This window comes from Streptococcus sp. k-378, from assembly GCF_013277505.1.
In the GTDB taxonomy this organism is placed as follows: Bacteria; Bacillota; Bacilli; order Lactobacillales; family Streptococcaceae; genus Streptococcus; species Streptococcus pseudopneumoniae.
Genome location: NZ_VMNC01000045.1, coordinates 1 through 21,394, shown reverse-complemented (window position 1 = coordinate 21,394; position 21,394 = coordinate 1). Strand labels below are relative to the sequence as shown.

Genomic DNA, 21,394 nt, shown 5'->3' with positions numbered 1-21,394 from the left:
GAAAACTATGCAAGCAGTTGAACATTTTATTAAGCAATTTGTTCCTGAACATTATGATTTATTTTTAGATTTGAGTCGTGAGACCAAGACTTTTTCTGGGAAAGTGACCATCACTGGTCAAGCACAGAGTGACTGCATCTCCCTCCACCAAAAAGATTTGGAAATCACCTCTGTAGAAGTTGCAGGTCAAGCTCGTCCATTTACAGTTGACCATGACAATGAAGCCCTTCATATCGAATTGGCTGAGGCTGGTCAAGTTGAATTGGTTCTTGCCTTTTCTGGTAAAATTACAGACAACATGACAGGGATTTACCCTTCTTATTATACAGTTGATGGAGTCAAGAAGGAGGTCTTGTCTACTCAGTTCGAGAGCCATTTTGCGCGCGAAGCTTTCCCATGTGTGGATGAGCCTGAAGCCAAAGCAACTTTTGACCTCTCTCTTCGCTTTGACCAAGCAGAAGGTGAATTGGCCTTGTCAAACATGCCAGAAATCGATGTTGAAAACCGTAAGGAAACAGGTATCTGGAAGTTTGAGACAACACCTCGCATGTCTTCTTACTTGTTGGCCTTTGTTGCTGGTGATTTGCAAGGGGTGACCGCTAAAACTAAAAATGGTACCCTGGTAGGTGTCTACTCAACCAAAGCACATCCACTTTCAAATCTTGATTTCTCACTGGATATCGCTGTTCGCTCTATCGAGTTTTACGAAGATTACTATGGAGTTAAGTACCCAATTCCTCAATCTCTCCACATCGCCCTTCCTGACTTCTCAGCTGGTGCTATGGAAAACTGGGGTCTGGTGACCTACCGTGAAGTTTACTTGGTTGTCGATGAGAACTCTACATTTGCTAGCCGTCAACAAGTTGCCCTTGTTGTGGCCCATGAATTGGCTCACCAATGGTTTGGGAACCTCGTGACTATGAAATGGTGGGATGACCTTTGGCTCAATGAAAGTTTCGCTAATATGATGGAATACGTCTGTGTGGATACCATCGAACCAAGCTGGAATATCTTTGAAGATTTCCAAACAGGTGGAGTACCTCTTGCTCTTGAACGTGACGCTACTGATGGCGTTCAGTCTGTCCACGTCGAAGTTAAACATCCAGATGAAATCAATACACTCTTTGACGGCGCTATCGTCTATGCCAAAGGAAGCCGTCTCATGCACATGCTTCGCCGTTGGCTAGGAGATGCTGATTTTGCTAAAGGTTTGCACGCCTACTTTGAAAAACACCAATACAGCAACACCATTGGTAGTGACCTTTGGGATGCCCTTGGTCAAGCGTCAGGACGTGATGTCGCAGCCTTCATGGATTCTTGGTTGGAACAGCCTGGTTACCCAGTTCTTACTGTCAAAGTTGAAAATGATGTCTTGAAGATTTCACAAAAACAATTCTTCATCGGTGAGAACGAAGACAAGAACCGTCTCTGGGTGGTGCCACTCAATAGCAACTGGAAAGGCTTGCCTGATACACTCGAAACTGAAAGTATCGAAATCCCTGGCTACGCAGCTCTTCTTGCTGAAAATGAAGGAGCTCTTCGTCTCAACACTGAAAATACTGCCCACTATATTACCGACTATCAAGGAGACTTGTTAGAAGCTGTTCTTGCTGAGCTAGAGACACTTGATAACACAAGCAAACTGCAAATTGTTCAAGAACGTCGTTTGTTGGCTGAGGCAGGGCACATTTCTTATGCAGACTTGCTTCCAGTTCTTGATAAACTTGCTAAGGAAGAGTCTTATCTGGTGGTTTCAGCTGTTTCTCAAGTGATTTCAGCCCTTGAGCGCTTTATTGATGAAGGAACGGATGCTGAAACAGCCTTCAAAGGACTGGTTGCTAAATTGGCTCGTCATAATTATGACCGTCTTGGTTTTGAAGCTAAAGACGGAGAATCAGATGAGGATGAATTGGTTCGTCAGCTGGCTGTTTCGATGATGATTCGCTCAAATGATGCAGAAGCTAGTCAAGTCGCTAGCCAAATCTTCGCAACACACAAGGAGAATCTTGCAGGACTCCCAGCAGCTATTCGCTCACAAGTTCTGATTAATGAGATGAAACATCATGAGACTAAAGACTTGTTAGCACTTTATCTTGATACTTATACTCACGCAACAGATGCTGTCTTTAAACGCCAGTTGGCAGCAGCTCTTGCATACAGTACAGATGCGGATAATATCCAAAACTTGATTGCTGCTTGGAAGGACAAATTTGTGGTCAAACCACAGGACTTGTCTGCTTGGTATTACCAATTCCTAGCTCATCAAGCAACTCAGAAAACAGCTTGGTCTTGGGCGCGTGAAAACTGGGCTTGGATTAAGGCAGCCCTTGGTGGAGATATGAGCTTTGATAGCTTTGTTATCCTTCCTGCTCATGTATTTAAGACTCAGCAACGCTTGGCAGAGTACAAGGAATTCTTTGAGCCACAACTTTCTGACCTTGCTCTTAGCCGTAACATCGGCATGGGAATCAAGGAAATTGCAGCGCGTGTTGACTTGATTAACCGTGAAAAAGCTGCAGTCGAAGCAGTTGTTCTTCAATACGGAAATGCATAAATAAGCCTAAAATAAAAAGAAAACTCAGCTATCTCATGTAAAATGCAGAGAGTTGAGTTTTTTTTAAGGCAAATTTGGTATAATGGTTTTAATAAGGAGGAGTTTCTCATGATAAAAATCTTATTGGTTGAGGATGACCTAGGTCTGTCAAATTCAGTATTTGACTTTTTAGACGATTTTGCGGATGTTATGCAGGTATTTGATGGTGAAGAAGGTCTCTACGAAGCTGAAAGTGGTGTCTATGACTTGATTTTGCTCGATTTGATGTTGCCAGAAAAAAATGGTTTCCAAGTCTTAAAAGAATTGCGTGAAAAGGGAATTACGACACCAGTTCTGATCATGACCGCCAAGGAAAGTTTGGATGACAAGGGACATGGATTTGAACTGGGAGCGGATGATTATCTGACCAAGCCTTTCTACCTAGAAGAACTCAAAATGCGGATTCAGGCCCTTCTCAAACGTTCAGGCAAGTTTAATGAAAATACGCTATCTTATGGAGATATTCTCATCAATTTATCAACAAATACCGTTAAGGTTGAAGATACTCCAGTCGAATTGCTGGGGAAAGAGTTCGATTTACTAGTTTATTTCCTTCAAAATCAAAATGTTATTTTGCCTAAGACGCAGATTTTTGATCGTCTATGGGGATTTGATAGTGACACAACGATTTCAGTTGTCGAAGTTTATGTTTCAAAAGTCCGTAAGAAATTAAAAGGAACCACTTTTGCAGATAATTTGCAAACCTTGCGCAGTGTTGGGTATATTTTAAAAGATGTTCAGTAAACTAAAAAAAACATGGTATGCGGATGATTTTAGTTATTTTATCCGCAACTTTGGTGTCTTCACTCTGATTTTCTCTACCATGACTCTGATTATTTTACAGGTCATGCACTCGAGTCTCTATACTTCAGTGGATGATAAGCTCCACGTACTAAGTGAAAATCCTCAAGCAGTTATTCAACTGGCAGTGAATAGGGCAACAGAAGAGATTAAAGATTTAGAAAATGCTAGGGCGGACGCTAGTAAAGTAGAAATAAAACCTAATGTCAGTTCCAATACGGAAGTCATTCTCTTTGATAAGGACTTTACTCAACTTCTTTCTGGAAATCGATTTTTGGGCTTGGATAAGATTAGGTTAGAGAAAAAAGAACTAGGCCATATCTACCAGATTCAGGTTTTTAATAGCTATGGGCAGGAAGAAATCTATCGCATGATTTTGATGGAAACCAATATCAGTTCGGTTTCAACCAATATCAAGTATGCTGCTGTCTTGATAAATACCAGTCAGTTGGAGCAGGCCAGTCAAAAGCATGAGCAATTGATTGTCGTTGTGATGGTAAGTTTCTGGATTTTGTCTTTGCTTGCAAGTCTTTATCTAGCTCGGGTTAGTGTTCGACCCCTGCTTGAGAGCATGCAGAAGCAGCAGTCCTTTGTGGAAAATGCCAGTCATGAGTTACGGACTCCACTTGCAGTTTTGCAAAATCGCTTAGAGACCCTTTTCCGTAAGCCAGAAGCTACCATTATGGATGTGAGCGAAAGTATTGCATCGAGTTTGGAAGAAGTCCGAAATATGCGTTTTTTGACGACAAACTTGCTGAACTTAGCTCGGAGAGATGATGGGATTAAGCCGGAGCTTGCAGAAGTTCCAACTAGTTTTTTCAATACGACTTTCACAAACTATGAGATGATTGCTTCGGAAAATGATCGTGTCTTCCGTTTTGAAAATCGTATCCATCGTCCGATTGTCACAGACCAGCTTCTCTTGAAGCAGTTGATGACTATCCTATTTGATAATGCTGTCAAGTATACTGAAGAGGATGGTGAAATTGATTTTCTTATCTCGGCGACCGATCGTAATCTGTATTTACTGGTTTCTGATAATGGAGTCGGTATTTCGACAGAAGATAAAAAGAAAATTTTTGATCGTTTTTATCGAGTGGACAAGGCTAGAACTCGTCAAAAAGGTGGTTTCGGTTTAGGATTATCTCTGGCCAAGCAAATTGTAGATGCGCTTAAAGGAACCATTACTGTTAAAGATAATAAACCCAAGGGAACAATCTTTGAAGTGAAGATTGCCATCCACACACCATCGAAAAAGAAAAAATAAAAAGAGTCTGGGGCAAAAGTCTAACCTTAAATATAAAAAGCGAACAAAACAAGTTATCTGACACTCAGAATTCTGTTTTGTTCGCTTTTTTGTCTAATCTATCGATTTTAAAAACTTATAATAAAGAATTCCTAAAATCAAAATCCTTTTGTCCCAGACTCTTTTGGATTTATTTTCTACGTTTTCGTTTGATAATAGACCGTTGAACTTTTAAAACAAGTAAGCTGGATCCGATTGCTGCGGCAAAGGCAAGAGCAGTTGATAATTTTAATGCTAAAAAGATAAAACTAAAGATAGCAATACAGATACAAAAAACAGCGATATTAACAAAAAATAAAATTTCTTTGAGATTGCTATCAGCTTGTGCTTCAGGTGCATAAGCTTGATAATGAGGAAGTTGCTGGTTTAATTCTTCTTGATAGTCTACCTCATAGGATTGTAATTTTCTTACGGGCATGATTCTCTCCTTAACAGTACATACCTATTTTATCATTTTTTCGGCAGAGAATTATTACAGAAAGGTTACAAAAAGAATAAAGTCCCTTTTCATTTTCAAAGCATGGCTGATTTGCTAGAAATGTGGTATAGTTTTTCCTATCGAAAAGATTATCATTACAGCAACTGCTGAAAGTATTGAACAAGTCGAACAACTACTCGAAGCTGGCGTAGACCGTATCTATGTCGGTGAGAAAGATTTTGGCCTTCGTCTGCCAACGACCTTTAGTTATGGCCAATTACGTGAAATCGCTAAGTTGGTTCATGATGCTGGTAAGGAATTGATCGTTGCGGTCAATGCTCTCATGCACCAAGATATGATGGATCGTATCAAGCCTTTCTTAGACTTTTTGGAAGAAATTAAGACAGACTACATTACGATTGGGGATGCAGGTGTCTTTTACGTAGTCAACCGCGATGGTTATTCATTTAAGACCATCTACGATGCTTCGACTATGGTAACTAGCAGTCGTCAGATTAACTTCTGGGGACAAAAGGCTGGCGCATCTGAGGCTGTTTTGGCGCGTGAAATTCCATCTGCTGAACTCTTCAAAATGCCCGAGATTTTAGAAATTCCTGCTGAAGTTTTGGTTTACGGTGCTAGTGTCATCCATCATTCTAAACGTCCGCTCTTGCAAAACTACTATAACTTTACGCATATCGATGATGAAAAGACTCGCAAGCGTGACCTTTTTTTGGCTGAGCCAAGTGATCCTGAGAGCCACTATTCCATTTTTGAAGACAATCATGGGACCCACATCTTTGCCAACAATGACCTTGATTTGATGACCAAATTAACAGAATTGGTGGAGCATGGTTTTACTCACTGGAAATTAGAAGGTCTCTATACACCTGGTCAGAACTTTGTTGAGATTGCAAAACTCTTTATCCAAGCGCGTAGCTTGATCCAAGAGGGTAACTTTAGCCATGACCAAGCCTTCTTGCTGGATGAAGAAGTTCGTAAACTTCACCCTAAAAACCGTTTCCTTGATATAGGATTTTATGATTACGATCCTGATATGGTTAAATAAAGCAAATGATTCGTTGAGAGAAGGAAAATGCAAACATTTCTTCTCTCAATTTTTCTTATTCTCCAATATTTTCAAAAAAATAAGTAGGCTAGGATGCTCTGTTTGCTGGGATTTTTAAGACAAGTAGTGTTCTTGAGTTTGAAAATTATCCCATGTTTGCAGGTGCCAAATGGCCCTTTTTTTGGTATAATTTTTTATAATGAAAACGATTGGTAATCGCTATGTTGTGGTGGATTTAGAGGCAACTAGCACAGGTAGTAAGGCTAAACTTATCCAAGTGGGCATTGTTGTGATTGAGGACGGAAAAATCGTTGATCACTATACGACGGATGTTAATCCACATGAACCTTTGGATGCTCATATCAAAGAACTGACAGGATTGACAGACCAACGTCTGGCGCAAGCACCTGATTTTTCGCAAGTTGCTAGAAAAATCTTTGACTTGGTGAAGGATGGGATTTTTGTAGCCCATAATGTTCAGTTTGATGCCAATCTCTTGGCAGAAAATTTATTTTTTGAAGGTTATGAACTAAGAAATCCTCGTGTTGACACGGTCGAATTGGCTCAGGTCTTTTTCCCTGAACTGGAAAAATATAGTTTACCGATATTGTGTCGAGAATTAGGAATTCCTCTTAAACACGCCCACACAGCCCTTTCAGATGCCCAAGCTACTGCGGAATTACTCTTATTTCTACGGGAAAAGATGGCCCAGCTTCCTAAAGGTCTCTTGGAACGCTTGCTGGAAATGGCTGACGCTCTCTTATATGAGTCCTACTTGGTTATTGAGGAAATTTATCGCAACCAATCTATCCTGACTTCTTCAGATTTGGTCCAAGTTCAAGGACTGTATTTCAAGAAAACTGGAGCTCCCCTGGAACCACGAAAACTATCCCAAGATTTTTCTAAAAATATTTCTCTGTTGAACCTTGAAGTGAGGGAGGAACAAGAAAGTTTTGCTAAAGAGGTTGGCTTGCTATTGAAAGATGAGTCTGTATCTCTGATTCAAGCGCCGACAGGGATTGGGAAAACTTATGGCTATCTCTTACCCGCTTTGTCCCAAGTAAAAGAGCGTCAGATTGTCCTTAGCGTTCCGACAAAGATTCTTCAAAATCAAATCATGGAAGAAGAAGGTAAACGCCTCAAGGAAGTATTTCATACAGATATTCATTCTTTAAAGGGGCCTCAAAATTATTTGAAGTTGGATGCCTTTTATCGTTCCTTGCAGGAAAATGATGAAAATCGCTTATTTAGACGCTTTAAAATGCAAGTCTTGGTCTGGCTTACTGAGACAGAGACAGGAGATTTGGATGAAATCGGGCAACTCTACCGTTACCAACATTTTCTAACAGATCTTCGTCATGACGGGAATTTATCATCTCAAAGCTTATTTGTGACGGAAGATTTTTGGAAACGTAGTCAAGAAAGGGCAGAGACTTGCAAGCTTTTAGTGGCCAATCATGCCTATCTTGTAACCAGACTTGAAGATAATCCTGAATTTGTCAGTGACCGTTTACTGATTATCGATGAAGTTCAAAAAGTTTTGTTGGCTTTAGAAAATCTGCTTCAAGAGACCTACGATATCCAGTATATTATTGATTTAGTTGATAAGGCCTTACTGGAGGAGCAAAATAAGGTCCAGCAACGAATACTAGAAAGTATTCGCTTTGAGTGCTTCTACTTGATAGAACAATTTCAGTCTGGTAAATCTAGGAAAAATATCTTAGATTCTCTAGCCAATCTCCATCAGTATTTTTTAGAATTAGAAGTAGAAGGCTTTGAGGAGCTGGTCCGCTATTTTACAGCTGACCGAGATTACTGGCTTGAAGCAACTGAAACGAGTCAAAAGAAAATTCAGATTTCTTCTACAAAATCTGGCCGTATTCTTCTGTCCTCTTTAATACCTGAGAGTTGTCAAGTCTTGGGAGTATCGGCTACTCTTGAGATTAGTCAGAGAGTTTCTTTGGCCGACCTTTTAGGCTATCCTGAAGCCAAATTTGTCAAGATTGAAGCTCGTAGAAAACAGGACCAAGAAGTGGTCTTGGTCAAAGATTTCCCTCTGGTGACAGAAACTTCCTTAGAAGTCTATGCCAAAGAGGTAGCTGATTTACTAGTGGAAATTCAAGCTTTCCAGCAACCGATTTTGGTTCTCTTTACCGCTAAAGATATGCTTCTAGCAGTTTCAGACATACTTCCTGTAAGCCATCTGGCCCAGTATAAAAATGGGGATGTTCATCAGCTAAAGAAGCGCTTTGAAAAAGGAGAACAACAAATCTTGCTTGGTGCAGCAAGTTTCTGGGAGGGAGTTGATTTTTCAAGTCATCCTTTTGTGATTCAAGTTGTACCAAGACTTCCTTTCCAAAATCCCCAAGAGCCCTTGACGAAAAAGATCAATCAGGAACTAATTCAAGAAGGGAAAAATGCCTTTTATGATTATCAATTGCCAATGGCCATTATTCGTTTAAAACAGGCTTTGGGAAGAAGTATGAGACGCGAACACCAACGTTCTTTAACTCTTATTTTGGATAGGAGAATTGTCGGAAAACGATATGGTAAGCAAATAGTGACTTCTCTAGCAAAAGAAGCGACTGTTAAAACCGTCTCTCGATCCGAAGTTGATGAAGCTGTTGATAAATTTTTAAATGAACTTTGATAAATAGTATTGTATGAAAGTATAAGGTTAGTATATATGAAACGTTCTCTCGACTCTAGAGTCGATTATAGTTTGCTCTTGCCAGTATTTTTTCTACTGGTCATCGGTGTGGTGGCTATCTATATAGCCGTTAGTCATGATTATCCCAATAATATTTTGCCCATTTTAGGGCAGCAGGTCGCCTGGATTGCCTTGGGGCTTGTGATTGGTTTTGTGGTCATGCTCTTTAATACAGAATTTCTTTGGAAGGTGACCCCCTTTCTATATATTTTAGGCTTGGGACTTATGATCTTGCCGATTGTATTTTATAATCCAAGCTTAGTTGCATCAACGGGTGCCAAAAACTGGGTATCAATAAATGGAATTACCCTATTCCAACCGTCAGAATTTATGAAGATATCCTATATCCTCATGTTGGCTCGTGTCATTGTCCAATTTACAAAGAAACACAAGGAATGGAGACGCACGGTTCCGCTGGATTTTTTGTTAATTTTCTGGATGATTCTCTTTACCATTCCAGTCCTAGTTCTTTTAGCACTTCAAAGTGACTTGGGGACGGCTTTGGTTTTTGTAGCCATTTTCTCAGGAATCGTTTTATTATCAGGGGTTTCTTGGAAAATTATTATCCCAGTATTTGTGACTGCTGTAACAGGAGTTGCTGGTTTCTTAGCTATCTTTATTAGCAAGGACGGACGAGCTTTTCTTCACCAGATTGGAATGCCGACCTACCAAATTAATCGGATTCTGGCTTGGCTCAATCCCTTTGAGTTTGCCCAAACAACGACTTACCAGCAGGCTCAAGGGCAGATTGCTATTGGGAGTGGTGGCTTATTCGGCCAAGGTTTTAATACTTCAAATCTGCTTATTCCAGTTCGTGAGTCAGATATGATTTTCACGGTCATTGCAGAAGATTTTGGCTTTATTGGCTCTGTCCTGGTTATTGTCCTTTACCTCATGTTGATTTACCGTATGTTGAAGATTACTCTCAAATCAAATAACCAGTTCTACACCTATATTTCCACTGGTTTGATTATGATGTTGCTCTTCCACATTTTTGAAAATATCGGTGCTGTAACGGGCTTGCTTCCTTTGACCGGGATTCCACTGCCTTTCATTTCGCAAGGGGGATCGGCTATTATCAGTAATCTGATTGGTGTTGGTTTGCTTTTATCGATGAGTTACCAGACAAATCTAGCTGAAGAAAAGAGCGGAAAAGTCCCATTCAAGCGGAAAAAGCTTGTATTAAAACAAATCAAATAAGGAGAAAATCATGGTAAAAGTAGCAGTTATGTTAGCTCAGGGCTTTGAAGAAATTGAAGCTTTGACAGTTGTAGATGTCTTGCGTCGTTCAAATATTACTTGTGATATGGTTGGTTTTGAAAAGCAAGTAACGGGTTCGCATGCAATCCAAGTAAGAGCAAATCATGTCTTTGATGGAGATTTATCAGACTATGACATGATTGTTCTTCCTGGCGGTATGCCTGGTTCTGCACATTTGCGCGATAATCAGGCCTTGATTCAAGAGTTGCAAAGCTTCGAGCAAGAAGGGAAGAAACTAGCAGCCATTTGTGCGGCACCAATTGCCCTCAATCAAGCAGGGGTATTGAAAAACAAGCAGTACACTTGTTATGATGGTGTTCAAGAGCAAATCCTTGATGGTCACTACGTCAAGGAAACAGTAGTGGTAGATGGTCACTTGACAACCAGTCGAGGTCCCTCGACAGCCCTTGCCTTTGCCTACGAGTTGGTAGAGCAACTAGGAGGAGACGCAGAGACTTTACGAACAGGAATGCTCTATCGAGATGTCTTTGGTAAAAATCAGTAAAACGGGAGTTATTCTCTCGTTTTTTATGTGGAAAAATCAGGGAAATCATCGCTTTTTTCATAAAAAAATGCTATAATGAAGGGTATGAAATATCACGATTATATCTGGGATTTAGGTGGAACTTTACTGGATAATTATGAAATTTCAACAGCTGCATTTGTTGAAACATTGGCACTGTATGGCATTATACAAGACCATGACAGTGTCTATCAAGCTTTAAAGGTTTCTACTGATTTGGCGATTGAGACATTCGCTCCCAATTTAGAGAATTTTTTAGAAAAGTACAAGGAAAATGAAGCCAGAGAGCTTGAACACCCGATTTTATTTGAAGGAGTTTTTGACCTATTGGAAGACATTTCAAATCAAGGTGGCAGTCATTTTTTGGTCTCTCATCGAAATAATCAGGTTTTGGAAATTTTAGAAAAAACCTCTATAGCAGCTTATTTTACAGAAGTGGTGACTTCTAGCTCAGGCTTTAAGAGAAAGCCAAATCCCGAGTCCGTGCTTTATTTAAGAAAAAAGTATCAGATTAGCTCAGGTCTTGTCATTGGTGATCGACCGATTGATATCGAAGCAGGTCAAGCTGCAGGACTTGATACCCACTTGTTTACCAGTATCGTGAATTTAAGACAAGTATTAGACATGTAAGAAAAAGGAATAAGATGACAGAAGAAATCAAAAATCTGCAGGCACAGGATTATGATGCCAGTCAAATTCAAGTTTTAGAGGGCTTAGAGGCTGTTCGTATGCGTCCAGGGATGTACATTGGATCAACCTCAAAAGAAGGTCTTCACCATCTAGTCTGGGAAATTGTTGATAACTCAATTGACGAGGCCTTGGCAGGATTTGCCAGCCATATTCAAGTTTTTATTGAGCCAGATGATTCGATTACTGTTGTGGATAATGGGCGTGGTATTCCAGTCGATATTCAGGAAAAAACAGGTCGACCTGCCGTTGAGACTGTCTTTACTGTCCTTCACGCTGGAGGAAAATTTGGCGGTGGCGGATACAAGGTTTCAGGTGGTCTTCACGGCGTGGGGTCGTCAGTTGTTAATGCCCTTTCAACTCAATTAGACGTTCATGTTCACAAAAATGGTAAGATTCATTACCAAGAATACCGTCGTGGTCATGTTGTCGCAGATCTTGAAATAGTTGGAGATACGGATAAAACAGGAACAACTGTTCACTTCACACCGGACCCAAAAATCTTCACTGAAACAACAATCTTTGATTTTGATAAATTAAATAAACGGATTCAAGAGTTGGCCTTTCTAAATCGCGGTCTTCAAATTTCAATTACAGATAAGCGTGAAGGTTTGGAACAAACCAAGCATTATCATTATGAAGGTGGGATTGCTAGTTACGTTGAATATATCAACGAGAACAAGGATGTAATCTTTGATACACCAATCTATACAGACGGTGAGATGGATGATATCACAGTTGAGGTAGCCATGCAGTACACAACTGGTTACCATGAAAATGTCATGAGTTTCGCCAATAATATTCATACCCATGAAGGTGGAACGCATGAACAAGGTTTCCGTACAGCCTTGACACGTGTTATCAACGATTATGCTCGTAAGAATAAGTTACTGAAAGACAATGAAGATAATTTAACTGGGGAAGATGTCCGCGAAGGATTAACTGCAGTTATCTCAGTTAAACACCCAAATCCACAGTTTGAAGGACAAACCAAGACCAAATTGGGAAATAGCGAAGTGGTCAAGATTACCAATCGCCTCTTCAGTGAAGCCTTCTCCGATTTCCTCATGGAAAATCCACAGATTGCCAAGCGTATCGTGGAAAAAGGGATTTTGGCTGCCAAGGCTCGTGTGGCTGCCAAGCGTGCGCGTGAAGTCACTCGTAAAAAATCTGGTTTGGAAATTTCCAACCTTCCAGGGAAACTAGCAGACTGTTCTTCTAACAATCCTGCTGAAACAGAACTCTTCATCGTCGAAGGAGACTCAGCTGGTGGATCAGCCAAATCTGGTCGTAACCGTGAGTTTCAGGCTATCCTTCCAATTCGCGGTAAGATTTTGAACGTTGAAAAAGCAAGTATGGATAAGATTCTAGCTAACGAAGAAATTCGTAGTCTTTTCACAGCCATGGGAACAGGATTTGGCGCAGAATTTGATGTTTCGAAAGCCCGTTACCAAAAACTCGTTTTGATGACCGATGCCGATGTCGATGGAGCCCATATTCGTACCCTTCTTTTAACCTTGATTTATCGTTATATGAAACCAATCCTAGAAGCTGGTTATGTTTATATTGCCCAACCACCAATCTATGGTGTCAAGGTTGGAAGCGAGATTAAAGAATATATCCAGCCGGGTGCAGATCAAGAAATCAAACTCCAAGAAGCTTTAGCCCGTTATAGTGAAGGTCGTACCAAACCGACTATTCAGCGTTATAAGGGGCTAGGTGAAATGGACGATCATCAGCTGTGGGAAACAACCATGGATCCCGAACATCGCTTGATGGCTAGAGTTTCTGTAGATGATGCTGCAGAAGCAGATAAAATCTTTGATATGTTGATGGGGGATCGAGTAGAGCCTCGTCGTGAGTTTATCGAAGAAAATGCTGTCTATAGTACACTTGATGTCTAAAAAATAGGGAGAAGTAGTTCCCTTGGTCTAAAAAATATGATATAATCGTTACGATTGTTTCAAGTAAAAAAGGAGTTTGATATGTCTAATGGACAACTAATTTATTTAATGGTTGCAATTGCAGTCATTTTAGTTCTGGCTTATGTAGTGGCAATCTTTCTACGTAAGCGAAACGAGGGGAGATTAGAGGCGCTAGAAGAAAGAAAAGAAGAACTATACAATCTTCCAGTAAATGATGAAGTAGAAGCTGTAAAAAATATGCACTTGATTGGACAAAGTCAAGTGGCTTTCCGTGAATGGAATCAAAAATGGGTCGATTTATCTCTCAACTCTTTTGCCGATATTGAAAATAATCTCTTTGAAGCAGAAGGCTATAACCATTCATTTCGTTTTCTCAAGGCCAGTCATCAAATTGACCAAATTGAGAGTCAAATTACTTTGATTGAAGAAGATATTGCGGCAATTCGCAATGCTTTGGCAGACTTAGAGAAGCAAGAATCTAAAAATAGTGGTCGTGTTCTTCATGCTTTGGATTTATTTGAGGAACTTCAGCATAGAGTTGCTGAAAATTCAGAACAGTATGGTCAAGCCTTGGATGAAATTGAAAAACAATTAGAAAATATCCAATCTGAATTTTCACAATTTGTAACCTTGAATTCATCGGGTGACCCTGTGGAAGCCGCAGTGATTTTGGATAATGCTGAAAATCATATCTTGGCTTTGACACATATCGTTGATCGTATACCAGCAATTGTAACAACATTATCTAAAGAGCTACCAGATCAACTAGAAGATTTAGAAGATGGTTATCGTAAGCTCTTAGATGCTAATTATCATTTTGTTGAAACGGATATTGAAGCGCGTTTCCACTTGCTCTATGAAGCATTCAAGAAAAACCAAGAGAATATTTGCCAGTTGGAATTGGATAATGCCGAATATGAGAATGGACAGGCACAAGAGGAAATCAATGCCTTGTATGATATTTTTACTCGAGAAATTGCTGCTCAGAAAGTAGTGGAAAATCTACTTGCAACTCTTCCAACTTACCTTCAACATATGAAAGAGAATAATACTTTATTGGGAGAAGATATTGCACGTTTGAGCAAGACCTATTTACTTCCTGAGACAGCTGCAAGCCATGTTCGTCGTATTCAGACAGAATTAGAGAGTTTTGAGGCAGCTATTGTTGAGGTAACTTCAAATCAAGAAGAACCAACCCAAGCTTATTCAGTTCTTGAAGAAAATCTTGAGGATTTACAAACTCAACTAAAAGATATTGAAGATGAGCAAATTTCAGTTAGTGAGCGCCTGACACAAATTGAGAAAGATGATATCAATGCACGTCAAAAGTCCAATGTTTATGTCAATCGTCTCCATACTATCAAGCGATACATGGAAAAACGCAATCTGCCAGGTATTCCACAAACTTTCTTGAAATTATTCTTTACGGCAAGCAATAATACCGAGGATTTAATGGTTGAGTTAGAACAGAAAATGATTAACATTGAATCTGTTACCCGAGTTCTTGAAATTGCAACGAATGATATGGAAGCTTTAGAAATGGAAACTTATAATATTGTACAATATGCAACCTTAACAGAGCAACTCTTGCAATATTCTAACCGCTATCGCTCATTTGATGAACGCATTCAAGAAGCATTTAACGAAGCTTTAGATATTTTTGAAAAAGAATTTGATTATCACGCTTCATTTGACAAGATTTCTCAAGCATTGGAAGTGGCAGAGCCTGGTGTAACCAATCGCTTTGTTACTTCATATGAGAAAACACGTGAAACGATTCGTTTTTAAAAAGCTTAGTTCATTCTAAGCTTTTTTCTTTACTCAAAAGCTATGAGTTTACTTATTTATCATTGAAATTAATGCTTGGTTTTGATATTATTTAAATATGAAGAAAGATAGAACAAAGCGTGGTAGTCACGCTAAAATGGGACGGAGTAAAAGAGTCCAGTGGACTCTTTTAGCCTAAGCTAAATTTTAAAAAGCGAGGGTGGTTGTTTTCTCAAAGTTTTGAAGGAGCTAAAGCAAGAGCTATTATTATGAGCTTGTTGGAAACAGCTAAACGTCATCAATTACATAGCGAGAAATATCTATCCTATCTTCTAGAATGTCTTCCAAACGAGGAAACGCTCGTAAACAAAGAGGTTTTAGAGGCTTATTTACCATGGACTAAAGTTGTACAAGAAAGGTGAAAATAAGAAATCTCCAGATTAGGAACTATCGCTAAGTTCACTAATCTGGAGATTTTTCAATAGACTTCGTTATTGTACGGTTACGTTTGTCACAGTTCCTGAAATGCTTAATTCACGATTATAGTAAAATGAAATAAGAATAGGACAAATCGATCAGGACAGTCAAATCGATTTCTAACAATGTTTTAGAAGTAGAGGTGTACTATTCTAGTTTCAATCTACTATAAAAGCACATGAACTATTCTATGACCGTGATTAGTAAGGTTTTTGCTTAATGAGTAATTGAATGGAAAGTAATTATTTAATAAAGAAATTTAGTCTTGTATTAATCGAGATTAAATTTCTTTATGTTTAAATTACATGAGAAGAGTGATTAATATTACAATTTTGTTACAAAATAAGTTTTTGATAGAATTTTCAGATAATTTAGGATATAATACTTTTAATTTAAATAAAAAGGAGTGATTTTATGGGAGACTGCAAAGATTTTTGTCATAAAAAGTACCAAATAGCAACGATTTTTCTGCTATCGGTCTTTGCATGCAGATTTGCTTTAGTACAGGTTAGTGCTGCTGAGGGGAAATTTGAAACATCCAATCAAGTTACACATGCAGTAATAATTAATAAATTAGATGATTCAAATAAGCTCGCACCGTCAGTCACGGCTGACAAGAATGCTCTAGATTCTTCTTCAAAGGAAAAAACAGAAGCGACAGCGTCAGTAAAACAAGATGATTCTATAGAATATAGAGATAATAAGTCAGACAAGAATGTAATCACACAGAAAGAAAAGACTGCTATAAAAAGTGAAGAGAAGAAGGAAGAATCAGCAGTAGAAAGAAGTTCTTCTTCCGAAAGTTCACAATCACAGTCGTTATCTCAAAGTGGACATAAAGAAAAGCCAAATAGTATCTCCAGTAATGAAATGATTACTGTCCCTAAAACATGGGAAGCAGGACACAAAGGGCAAGGAACTGTAGTCGCTGTTATAGATTCAGGCCTTGATTTGAATCATGAAGTTCTGCGTATTTCTGATCCGTCAAAGGCGAAATTTAAAAATCAGGATGATATCGAAAAAGCTAAAAAAGCTGCCGGTATTGACTATGGAAAATGGTACAGTGACAAGGTAGTATATGCTTATGATTACTTTGATGGAACTGATAATATAAAAGAGGCTGAAAAAGAGTCTCATGGAATGCACGTTACTGGTATTGTAGCTGGAAATCCAGTTAATAAAGCCCCGAATTCTGAGAAGGTTTATGGGGTGGCGCCAGAAGCTCAAATTATGTTTATGAGAGTTTTTTCAGATAGAGATAAAACTACAGCCTCTGCCCTCTATGTAAAAGCCGTTGATGACGCAGTTGCGTTAGGTGCGGATGTGATCAATATGAGTTTGGGTGCAGGTGCGGGTTCAACTGTAGATGCGGGTTCAGATATTATTGAAGCAGTAAAAAGAGCACGCACTAAAGGAGTATCTGTTGTTATTGCTGCTGGTAATAGCAATACTTTCGGTAGAGGTTTTTCACAACCATTAGCAGAAAATCCTGATTATGGTCTCGTCGGAAATCCCTCTACAGTAGAAGATTCAATTTCTGTTGCTTCGATTAATAATAAAATTCTAACTACTGAAGTCTTTGAAGTAAAAGGTTTAGAAAATGACGCTACCCTTGATTATGGTAAGTTTGATTTTAATAGACCTGAAACAGAAAAAGATTTTGAAAAAGGGAAAGAATACGAATATGTAGCAACGGGTATTGGTCGTGAAGAAGATTTTGCTAATATTGATGTAAGAGGTAAGTTAGCACTGATTCAACGTGGTAAAATCCATTTCTCTGATAAGATTAAAAATGCTCTTCAACACGGTGCAGCTGGAGTTTTAATTTATAACAACGTTGAAGGTGCAAATGTTAGTATGTCTGTTACAGGTGATGCTAAGAAAATCCCATCTGTCTTTATTTCAAAATATTATGGTGAAATTCTTAAGTCTGGTCAGTATAAAATTGTCTTTAATCACAAGATGGATAATCGTAAATCAGATGTTGCAGACCAATTGTCAGATTTTTCAAGTTGGGGAGTTACAACAGATGGACAATTGAAACCAGATGTTACTGCACCTGGTGGAAATATCTATTCATCATTTAACGACAATAGTTATGGAAGTATAAGTGGAACAAGTATGGCGGCCCCTCATGTAGCTGGTGTCGCAGCATTAGTCAAAGAATATTTAGCAAAGAAACATCCTGAATTATCAGCTAGTCAAATTTCAGAGATTGTAAAAGCTTTAATTATGTCTACTGCAAAACCACATTTTAATAAACAAACTGGAGCCTATACTTCTCCACGTCACCAAGGTGCTGGCGTAGTTGACACGATGGCGGCAACAAGTACAGATTTATTTGTAACAGGTGCAAATAACTATCCAAGTGTTACTCTTGGTAATGTTGGTGATAAATTTACCTTTGAAGTTATAATTCATAATATTTCGGATAAAGACCGAACATTGAAGATGATTGTAAATACAAATACGGACGAAGTTGAAGAAGGAAAATTCACTCTCCGTCCACGAAAACTAACTGAAACAGTTTGGCCCGAAGTAACTGTGAAAGCTCATAGTACGAAGACAGTAACAGTTAGTGTAGATACAAGTAAGTTTACTGAAGAACTTAGCAAAATAATGCCAAATGGTTATTTTCTAGAAGGATTTGTTAGATTTGTCAATCCTGCAGATGATGGTTCTGTTATTGGTTTACCATTTATGGGATTTAAGGGAGAATTCCAAAATCTACCTGCAATTGAAAAACCAATTTATCAATTGATTAAGGAAGGAAACAGTGGATTTTACTCTGAAATTGATAAAGATAATCCAGGAATTTCACCTTCAGACGATGCAACTTATTTAACAAGTTCTGAAAATGATGTAAATGTTTTAAAAGCAGAGCGTCAAGGAAATCGAGTGACTGTACTCGGAGTGAAACAAGATGATGAAGGAAAATACCATCTTCAATTAGATGAAAAGGGTAATGTTCGCCTTGCTATCTCGCCGAACGATGATGGTAATAAAGATTCTGTTCAATTTAAAACTCTTGTCTATAGAAACTTGGTAAATCTTCGTGCAACTGTTTATGATTCTTCGGATACAACACACAGTCAGCCTATTTGGCAAAGTCGTCCAACAGACCTTGTGAAAAATTATTTTGATGGCGATACTAGAAATCCAAGAAGTTACATTGTAGATAAAACAGCTTGGGGAGGACAGGATTCTAATGGAAATCGAGTCTCTGATGGAATTTATGACTATGTTATTAGTTATAAGCCAGATGTCCCTGGAGCTGAAGAACAATACACAATATTTAAAATTCAAATCGATACACAAAAACCTCTGATTACTTCGGGATATATTCGTTCTCAAAAAAATCAAGAACAATTTATAGCTCGTAAACCTCAGGATGTCGGAAATGGCGGAATTCTTCTAGAAAAAGTCTTTTATATTCGTCCTTCTGAAAATAGAGAGGCGGCAGATTCAGAAATCGAACAGTATCAGATTATCAAACAAAATGAAGATGGTAGTTATACACTTCCTAAGAACATTGATAAATCGAAAATCTTCTATTATGTGGAAGACTTTGCGGGAAATGTAGATTTTATATCTCTCAAAGATCTTGTAGGTGAAGAAAATAGTGGTCGTGTAAAAATTGCTATACTAAACAATAAAACCAATGATGAGATTGATACAACTTATGTTTATCGCATTAAAAATAGCGAAGGTCAATATGTAACCGTTGATAAGTCAAAAGATATTAATTTCTTGAAATTTGGGCATTATGTTGCAGAAATTTTTAGCTATGATCGTACAGAGTTGAAATTTGTGAGTGCTCTATCTAAGGAATTTGATTTAACGAAAGAAAATAGTTTTCAAACTATTACCTTCTTGGCTAACAAAATGAAATATGCCCCAGTAACGGTTGGCTTTAATCAAGCTGTTCCTGGAACTACAATGATTACTTTAGTAGGTGAAGACGGTCAGAGTCAAGTCTTGCCAGCTGAAACATATGGTAAACATTCTTATGGTAAGAAAGTGGTTACTGGTGAATATAAAGTTCTTGTAAATCTGTCAAACGGTTATGAATTACTTGATAATCTTCAACCATTTAAAGTTCTGTTTGGTAAAAATAATGTTTTGTCACTTTCAGTTGTTTCTAAGTTAGCTCTGATTGCAGCTTTAAATAAACAAATGGAAGTAGTTAAAACTCCAAGATATTATAATACAAAACAGAATTTAAAAGAGATGTTTGAGCAAAGTGTCAAAGATGCGCAACTAGCATTGGGAAGTAAACTTAACCAAGATAAAATTGACCAAATTGTTAAGGCTTTAGAGTCTGCTATGCAAACATTGGATGGTAAGGAATCTGATATCACATCATTGAAGAATGCCATTAAAGCATATGCTGAGACAGTTAAAAAAGGTAAATATATAAATTCTGATCAAGAACGCAAAGGTCAATATGATCGTGAATTTAAACTCTTGGCATTATTAATTACAAAAGATTTGATAACTCAAGATGAAATTGACCGTCTGTTGACCACTTTCTTGCAAGCTCAAGACCAGCTGAATGGGAAAGAAACAGATTTTATGAGCCTAAAGAATGTTATCGAGGATGAAGTGAAGTTCCAAGAAAAAGATCCAAGATTTTTGACAGCTAGCAAAGAGGAGAAAGATGCATATCATCTTATTTTCAACAAAGCTAAGCTACTTTTGGAAAATGCAGAAGCTAGTCAAGAAGAAATTAATGAAGTAATCAAAGCTCTAAAAGAAACGGTTGTAAAACTTAAGGCTAATAAAGTAGAGATCCCAACCAAACCAGTTGTACCAGTTAAGCCGGTTGATCCAACTAAAGCAGTTGCACCAGTTAATCCAGTTATTCCAGCTAAACCAGTTGTAACGATCAAGCCAGTTTCTCAAGTGCAACCTGTTAAATTAGTAAGTCAAAATAGACAAGTCTCAACTATTAAGCCTTCAATTAGCAATGATAAAATTGAGAAAGCTACATCAATTACAATACATCATTCCAATATAGAAGCTAAGCATGAGAATAAAACACTAGCTGGAAGTGATCAACAAGTGCTTTTAGCTACAGTCATCAAAGAAGGAAAACAGTTACCAGCCACTGGTGAGAATAACATGATTTCTATTATGCTAAGTATTTCTGGAATTTCTCTCTTGTTGTCAGTTATTGGACTTGTAACTTTTTCAAAAAGTGAGTAGAGAATACAAGCTAAATTCCCAAAGTAAGTTCCACCGCTAGTAGAATTGGAAGTTAGTCTGAGAAAAATCATAAAAACCAGTGGAATTCCGTGTCAGGGTAAGTTCCACTGGTTTTACTCATGCTTGATTTCTATAGTAGTATCGTGAGCAAAAGGATTCAAATTATAGTATAGTTGCTTAGTTTCAAACAAGCATGTTATAATAAAGCTATGGCATATAGTACAGATTTTAAACAGCGAGCATTAGATTACATCAAAGAGGGGCACAGCCATGTCGAGGCAGCCAAGGTTTTTGATGTCGGCGTCAGAACTCTCTTCACATGGAAAAAGAACTTACGTGAACAAGGACACTTAGAGAGGAAAAAGCGAGTCGTCAAAAACCGAAAGATTCCTTTAGAGGAATTGAAATCCTTTGTAGAGGCTCATCCAGATGCTTTTTTACGGGAAATTGCGGCACATTTTAATTGTGCTGTCCCTTCAGTATGGGCAGCTTTAAAGCAGATGAAGGTCACTTCAAAAAAAGATGACGAGCTTTAAGGAACAAGACCCAGAGAAAGTCGCTGAGTTTCTTGATATTTTGGATAACCTAAACGATTTACCAATCGTATATATTGATGAAACAGGAATCGACCGCTACCTCTATCGTCCTTA

General features: G+C 38.3%; 12 protein-coding genes and 2 pseudogenes. 13 read left to right on the top strand and 1 reads right to left on the bottom strand.

What is annotated here, in order from left to right; all coding sequences use genetic code 11:
- Positions 1-7 precede the first annotated feature (7 nt).
- The 3 genes from HT719_RS05425 (at position 8) to ciaH (ending at position 4,661) form a co-directional block, all read left to right on the top strand.
- Entirely contained in the window at positions 8-2,554 is a 2,547-nt protein-coding gene (locus HT719_RS05425) for a M1 family metallopeptidase (RefSeq protein ID WP_001149095.1), read from the top strand.
- 108 nt (positions 2,555-2,662) lie between these two features.
- Positions 2,663-3,337, top strand: a complete 675-nt coding sequence (gene ciaR, locus HT719_RS05420; protein ID WP_000590626.1) for a two-component system response regulator CiaR — start codon at positions 2,663-2,665, stop codon at positions 3,335-3,337.
- The gene (ciaH, locus tag HT719_RS05415; RefSeq protein WP_000491804.1) at positions 3,327-4,661 is read left to right on the top strand and encodes a two-component system sensor histidine kinase CiaH; all 1,335 of its coding nucleotides are present in this window, start codon (positions 3,327-3,329) and stop codon (positions 4,659-4,661) included. The genes ciaR and ciaH overlap by 11 nt, the downstream gene beginning before the upstream one ends.
- Before the next feature lie 169 nt (positions 4,662-4,830).
- Here ciaH and HT719_RS05410 read toward each other — a convergent pair whose 3' ends face one another.
- Positions 4,831-5,118 (bottom strand): DUF3270 domain-containing protein, encoded by a 288-nt coding sequence (locus tag HT719_RS05410; RefSeq protein ID WP_023933508.1) that lies wholly within the window; start codon positions 5,116-5,118, stop codon positions 4,831-4,833.
- Between the two features lie 139 nt (positions 5,119-5,257).
- On the opposite strand from HT719_RS05410, the gene HT719_RS05405 reads away from it, so the two are divergent.
- The 10 genes and pseudogenes from HT719_RS05405 to HT719_RS05360 all read left to right on the top strand — a co-directional run.
- Positions 5,258-6,187 (top strand): U32 family peptidase, encoded by a 930-nt coding sequence (locus HT719_RS05405; RefSeq protein WP_172928496.1) that lies wholly within the window; start codon positions 5,258-5,260, stop codon positions 6,185-6,187.
- Positions 6,188-6,386: 199 nt separating this feature from the next.
- Positions 6,387-8,837, top strand: a complete 2,451-nt coding sequence (locus HT719_RS05400) for a bifunctional DnaQ family exonuclease/ATP-dependent helicase (protein ID WP_172928488.1) — start codon at positions 6,387-6,389, stop codon at positions 8,835-8,837.
- Between the two features lie 36 nt (positions 8,838-8,873).
- Positions 8,874-10,097, top strand: coding sequence for an FtsW/RodA/SpoVE family cell cycle protein (locus tag HT719_RS05395; RefSeq protein WP_023938226.1), 1,224 nt, complete (start codon positions 8,874-8,876; stop codon positions 10,095-10,097).
- Positions 10,098-10,107: 10 nt separating this feature from the next.
- Complete coding sequence (locus HT719_RS05390; RefSeq protein WP_172928487.1) at positions 10,108-10,662, top strand: DJ-1 family glyoxalase III; 555 nt, start codon at positions 10,108-10,110, stop codon at positions 10,660-10,662.
- 84 nt (positions 10,663-10,746) lie between these two features.
- On the top strand, positions 10,747-11,310 hold the full coding sequence (locus HT719_RS05385; RefSeq protein ID WP_172928485.1) for an HAD family hydrolase: 564 nt from the start codon (positions 10,747-10,749) through the stop codon (positions 11,308-11,310).
- A gap of 14 nt (positions 11,311-11,324) precedes the next feature.
- Positions 11,325-13,271, top strand: a complete 1,947-nt coding sequence (gene gyrB / locus HT719_RS05380; RefSeq protein WP_050208456.1) for a DNA topoisomerase (ATP-hydrolyzing) subunit B — start codon at positions 11,325-11,327, stop codon at positions 13,269-13,271.
- 81 nt (positions 13,272-13,352) lie between these two features.
- On the top strand, positions 13,353-15,080 hold the full coding sequence (gene ezrA / locus HT719_RS05375; protein WP_166731529.1) for a septation ring formation regulator EzrA: 1,728 nt from the start codon (positions 13,353-13,355) through the stop codon (positions 15,078-15,080).
- Positions 15,081-15,271: 191 nt separating this feature from the next.
- Positions 15,272-15,481 (top strand): annotated as a pseudogene (locus HT719_RS05370) (transposase domain-containing protein); the annotation flags it as partial.
- Between the two features lie 469 nt (positions 15,482-15,950).
- The gene (locus HT719_RS05365) at positions 15,951-20,744 is read left to right on the top strand and encodes a S8 family serine peptidase (RefSeq protein WP_172928484.1); all 4,794 of its coding nucleotides are present in this window, start codon (positions 15,951-15,953) and stop codon (positions 20,742-20,744) included.
- Between the two features lie 209 nt (positions 20,745-20,953).
- A pseudogene (locus tag HT719_RS05360) lies at positions 20,954-21,394 on the top strand (IS630 transposase-related protein); the annotation flags it as partial.

Excerpts from the sequence above, each read along its gene's own strand:
- HT719_RS05400 (WP_172928488.1), top strand. The coding sequence starts at position 6,387 with ATGAAAACGATTGGTAATCGCTATGTTGTGGTGGATTTAGAGGCAACT.
- HT719_RS05395 (WP_023938226.1), top strand. The coding sequence starts at position 8,874 with ATGAAACGTTCTCTCGACTCTAGAGTCGATTATAGTTTGCTCTTGCCA.
- HT719_RS05410 (WP_023933508.1), bottom strand. The coding sequence starts at position 5,118 with ATGCCCGTAAGAAAATTACAATCCTATGAGGTAGACTATCAAGAAGAA.
- HT719_RS05365 (WP_172928484.1), top strand. The coding sequence starts at position 15,951 with ATGGGAGACTGCAAAGATTTTTGTCATAAAAAGTACCAAATAGCAACG.
- ciaR (WP_000590626.1), top strand. The coding sequence starts at position 2,663 with ATGATAAAAATCTTATTGGTTGAGGATGACCTAGGTCTGTCAAATTCA.
- HT719_RS05385 (WP_172928485.1), top strand. The coding sequence starts at position 10,747 with ATGAAATATCACGATTATATCTGGGATTTAGGTGGAACTTTACTGGAT.
- HT719_RS05425 (WP_001149095.1), top strand. The coding sequence starts at position 8 with ATGCAAGCAGTTGAACATTTTATTAAGCAATTTGTTCCTGAACATTAT.
- ezrA (WP_166731529.1), top strand. The coding sequence starts at position 13,353 with ATGTCTAATGGACAACTAATTTATTTAATGGTTGCAATTGCAGTCATT.
- ciaH (WP_000491804.1), top strand. The coding sequence starts at position 3,327 with ATGTTCAGTAAACTAAAAAAAACATGGTATGCGGATGATTTTAGTTAT.
- gyrB (WP_050208456.1), top strand. The coding sequence starts at position 11,325 with ATGACAGAAGAAATCAAAAATCTGCAGGCACAGGATTATGATGCCAGT.
- HT719_RS05390 (WP_172928487.1), top strand. The coding sequence starts at position 10,108 with ATGGTAAAAGTAGCAGTTATGTTAGCTCAGGGCTTTGAAGAAATTGAA.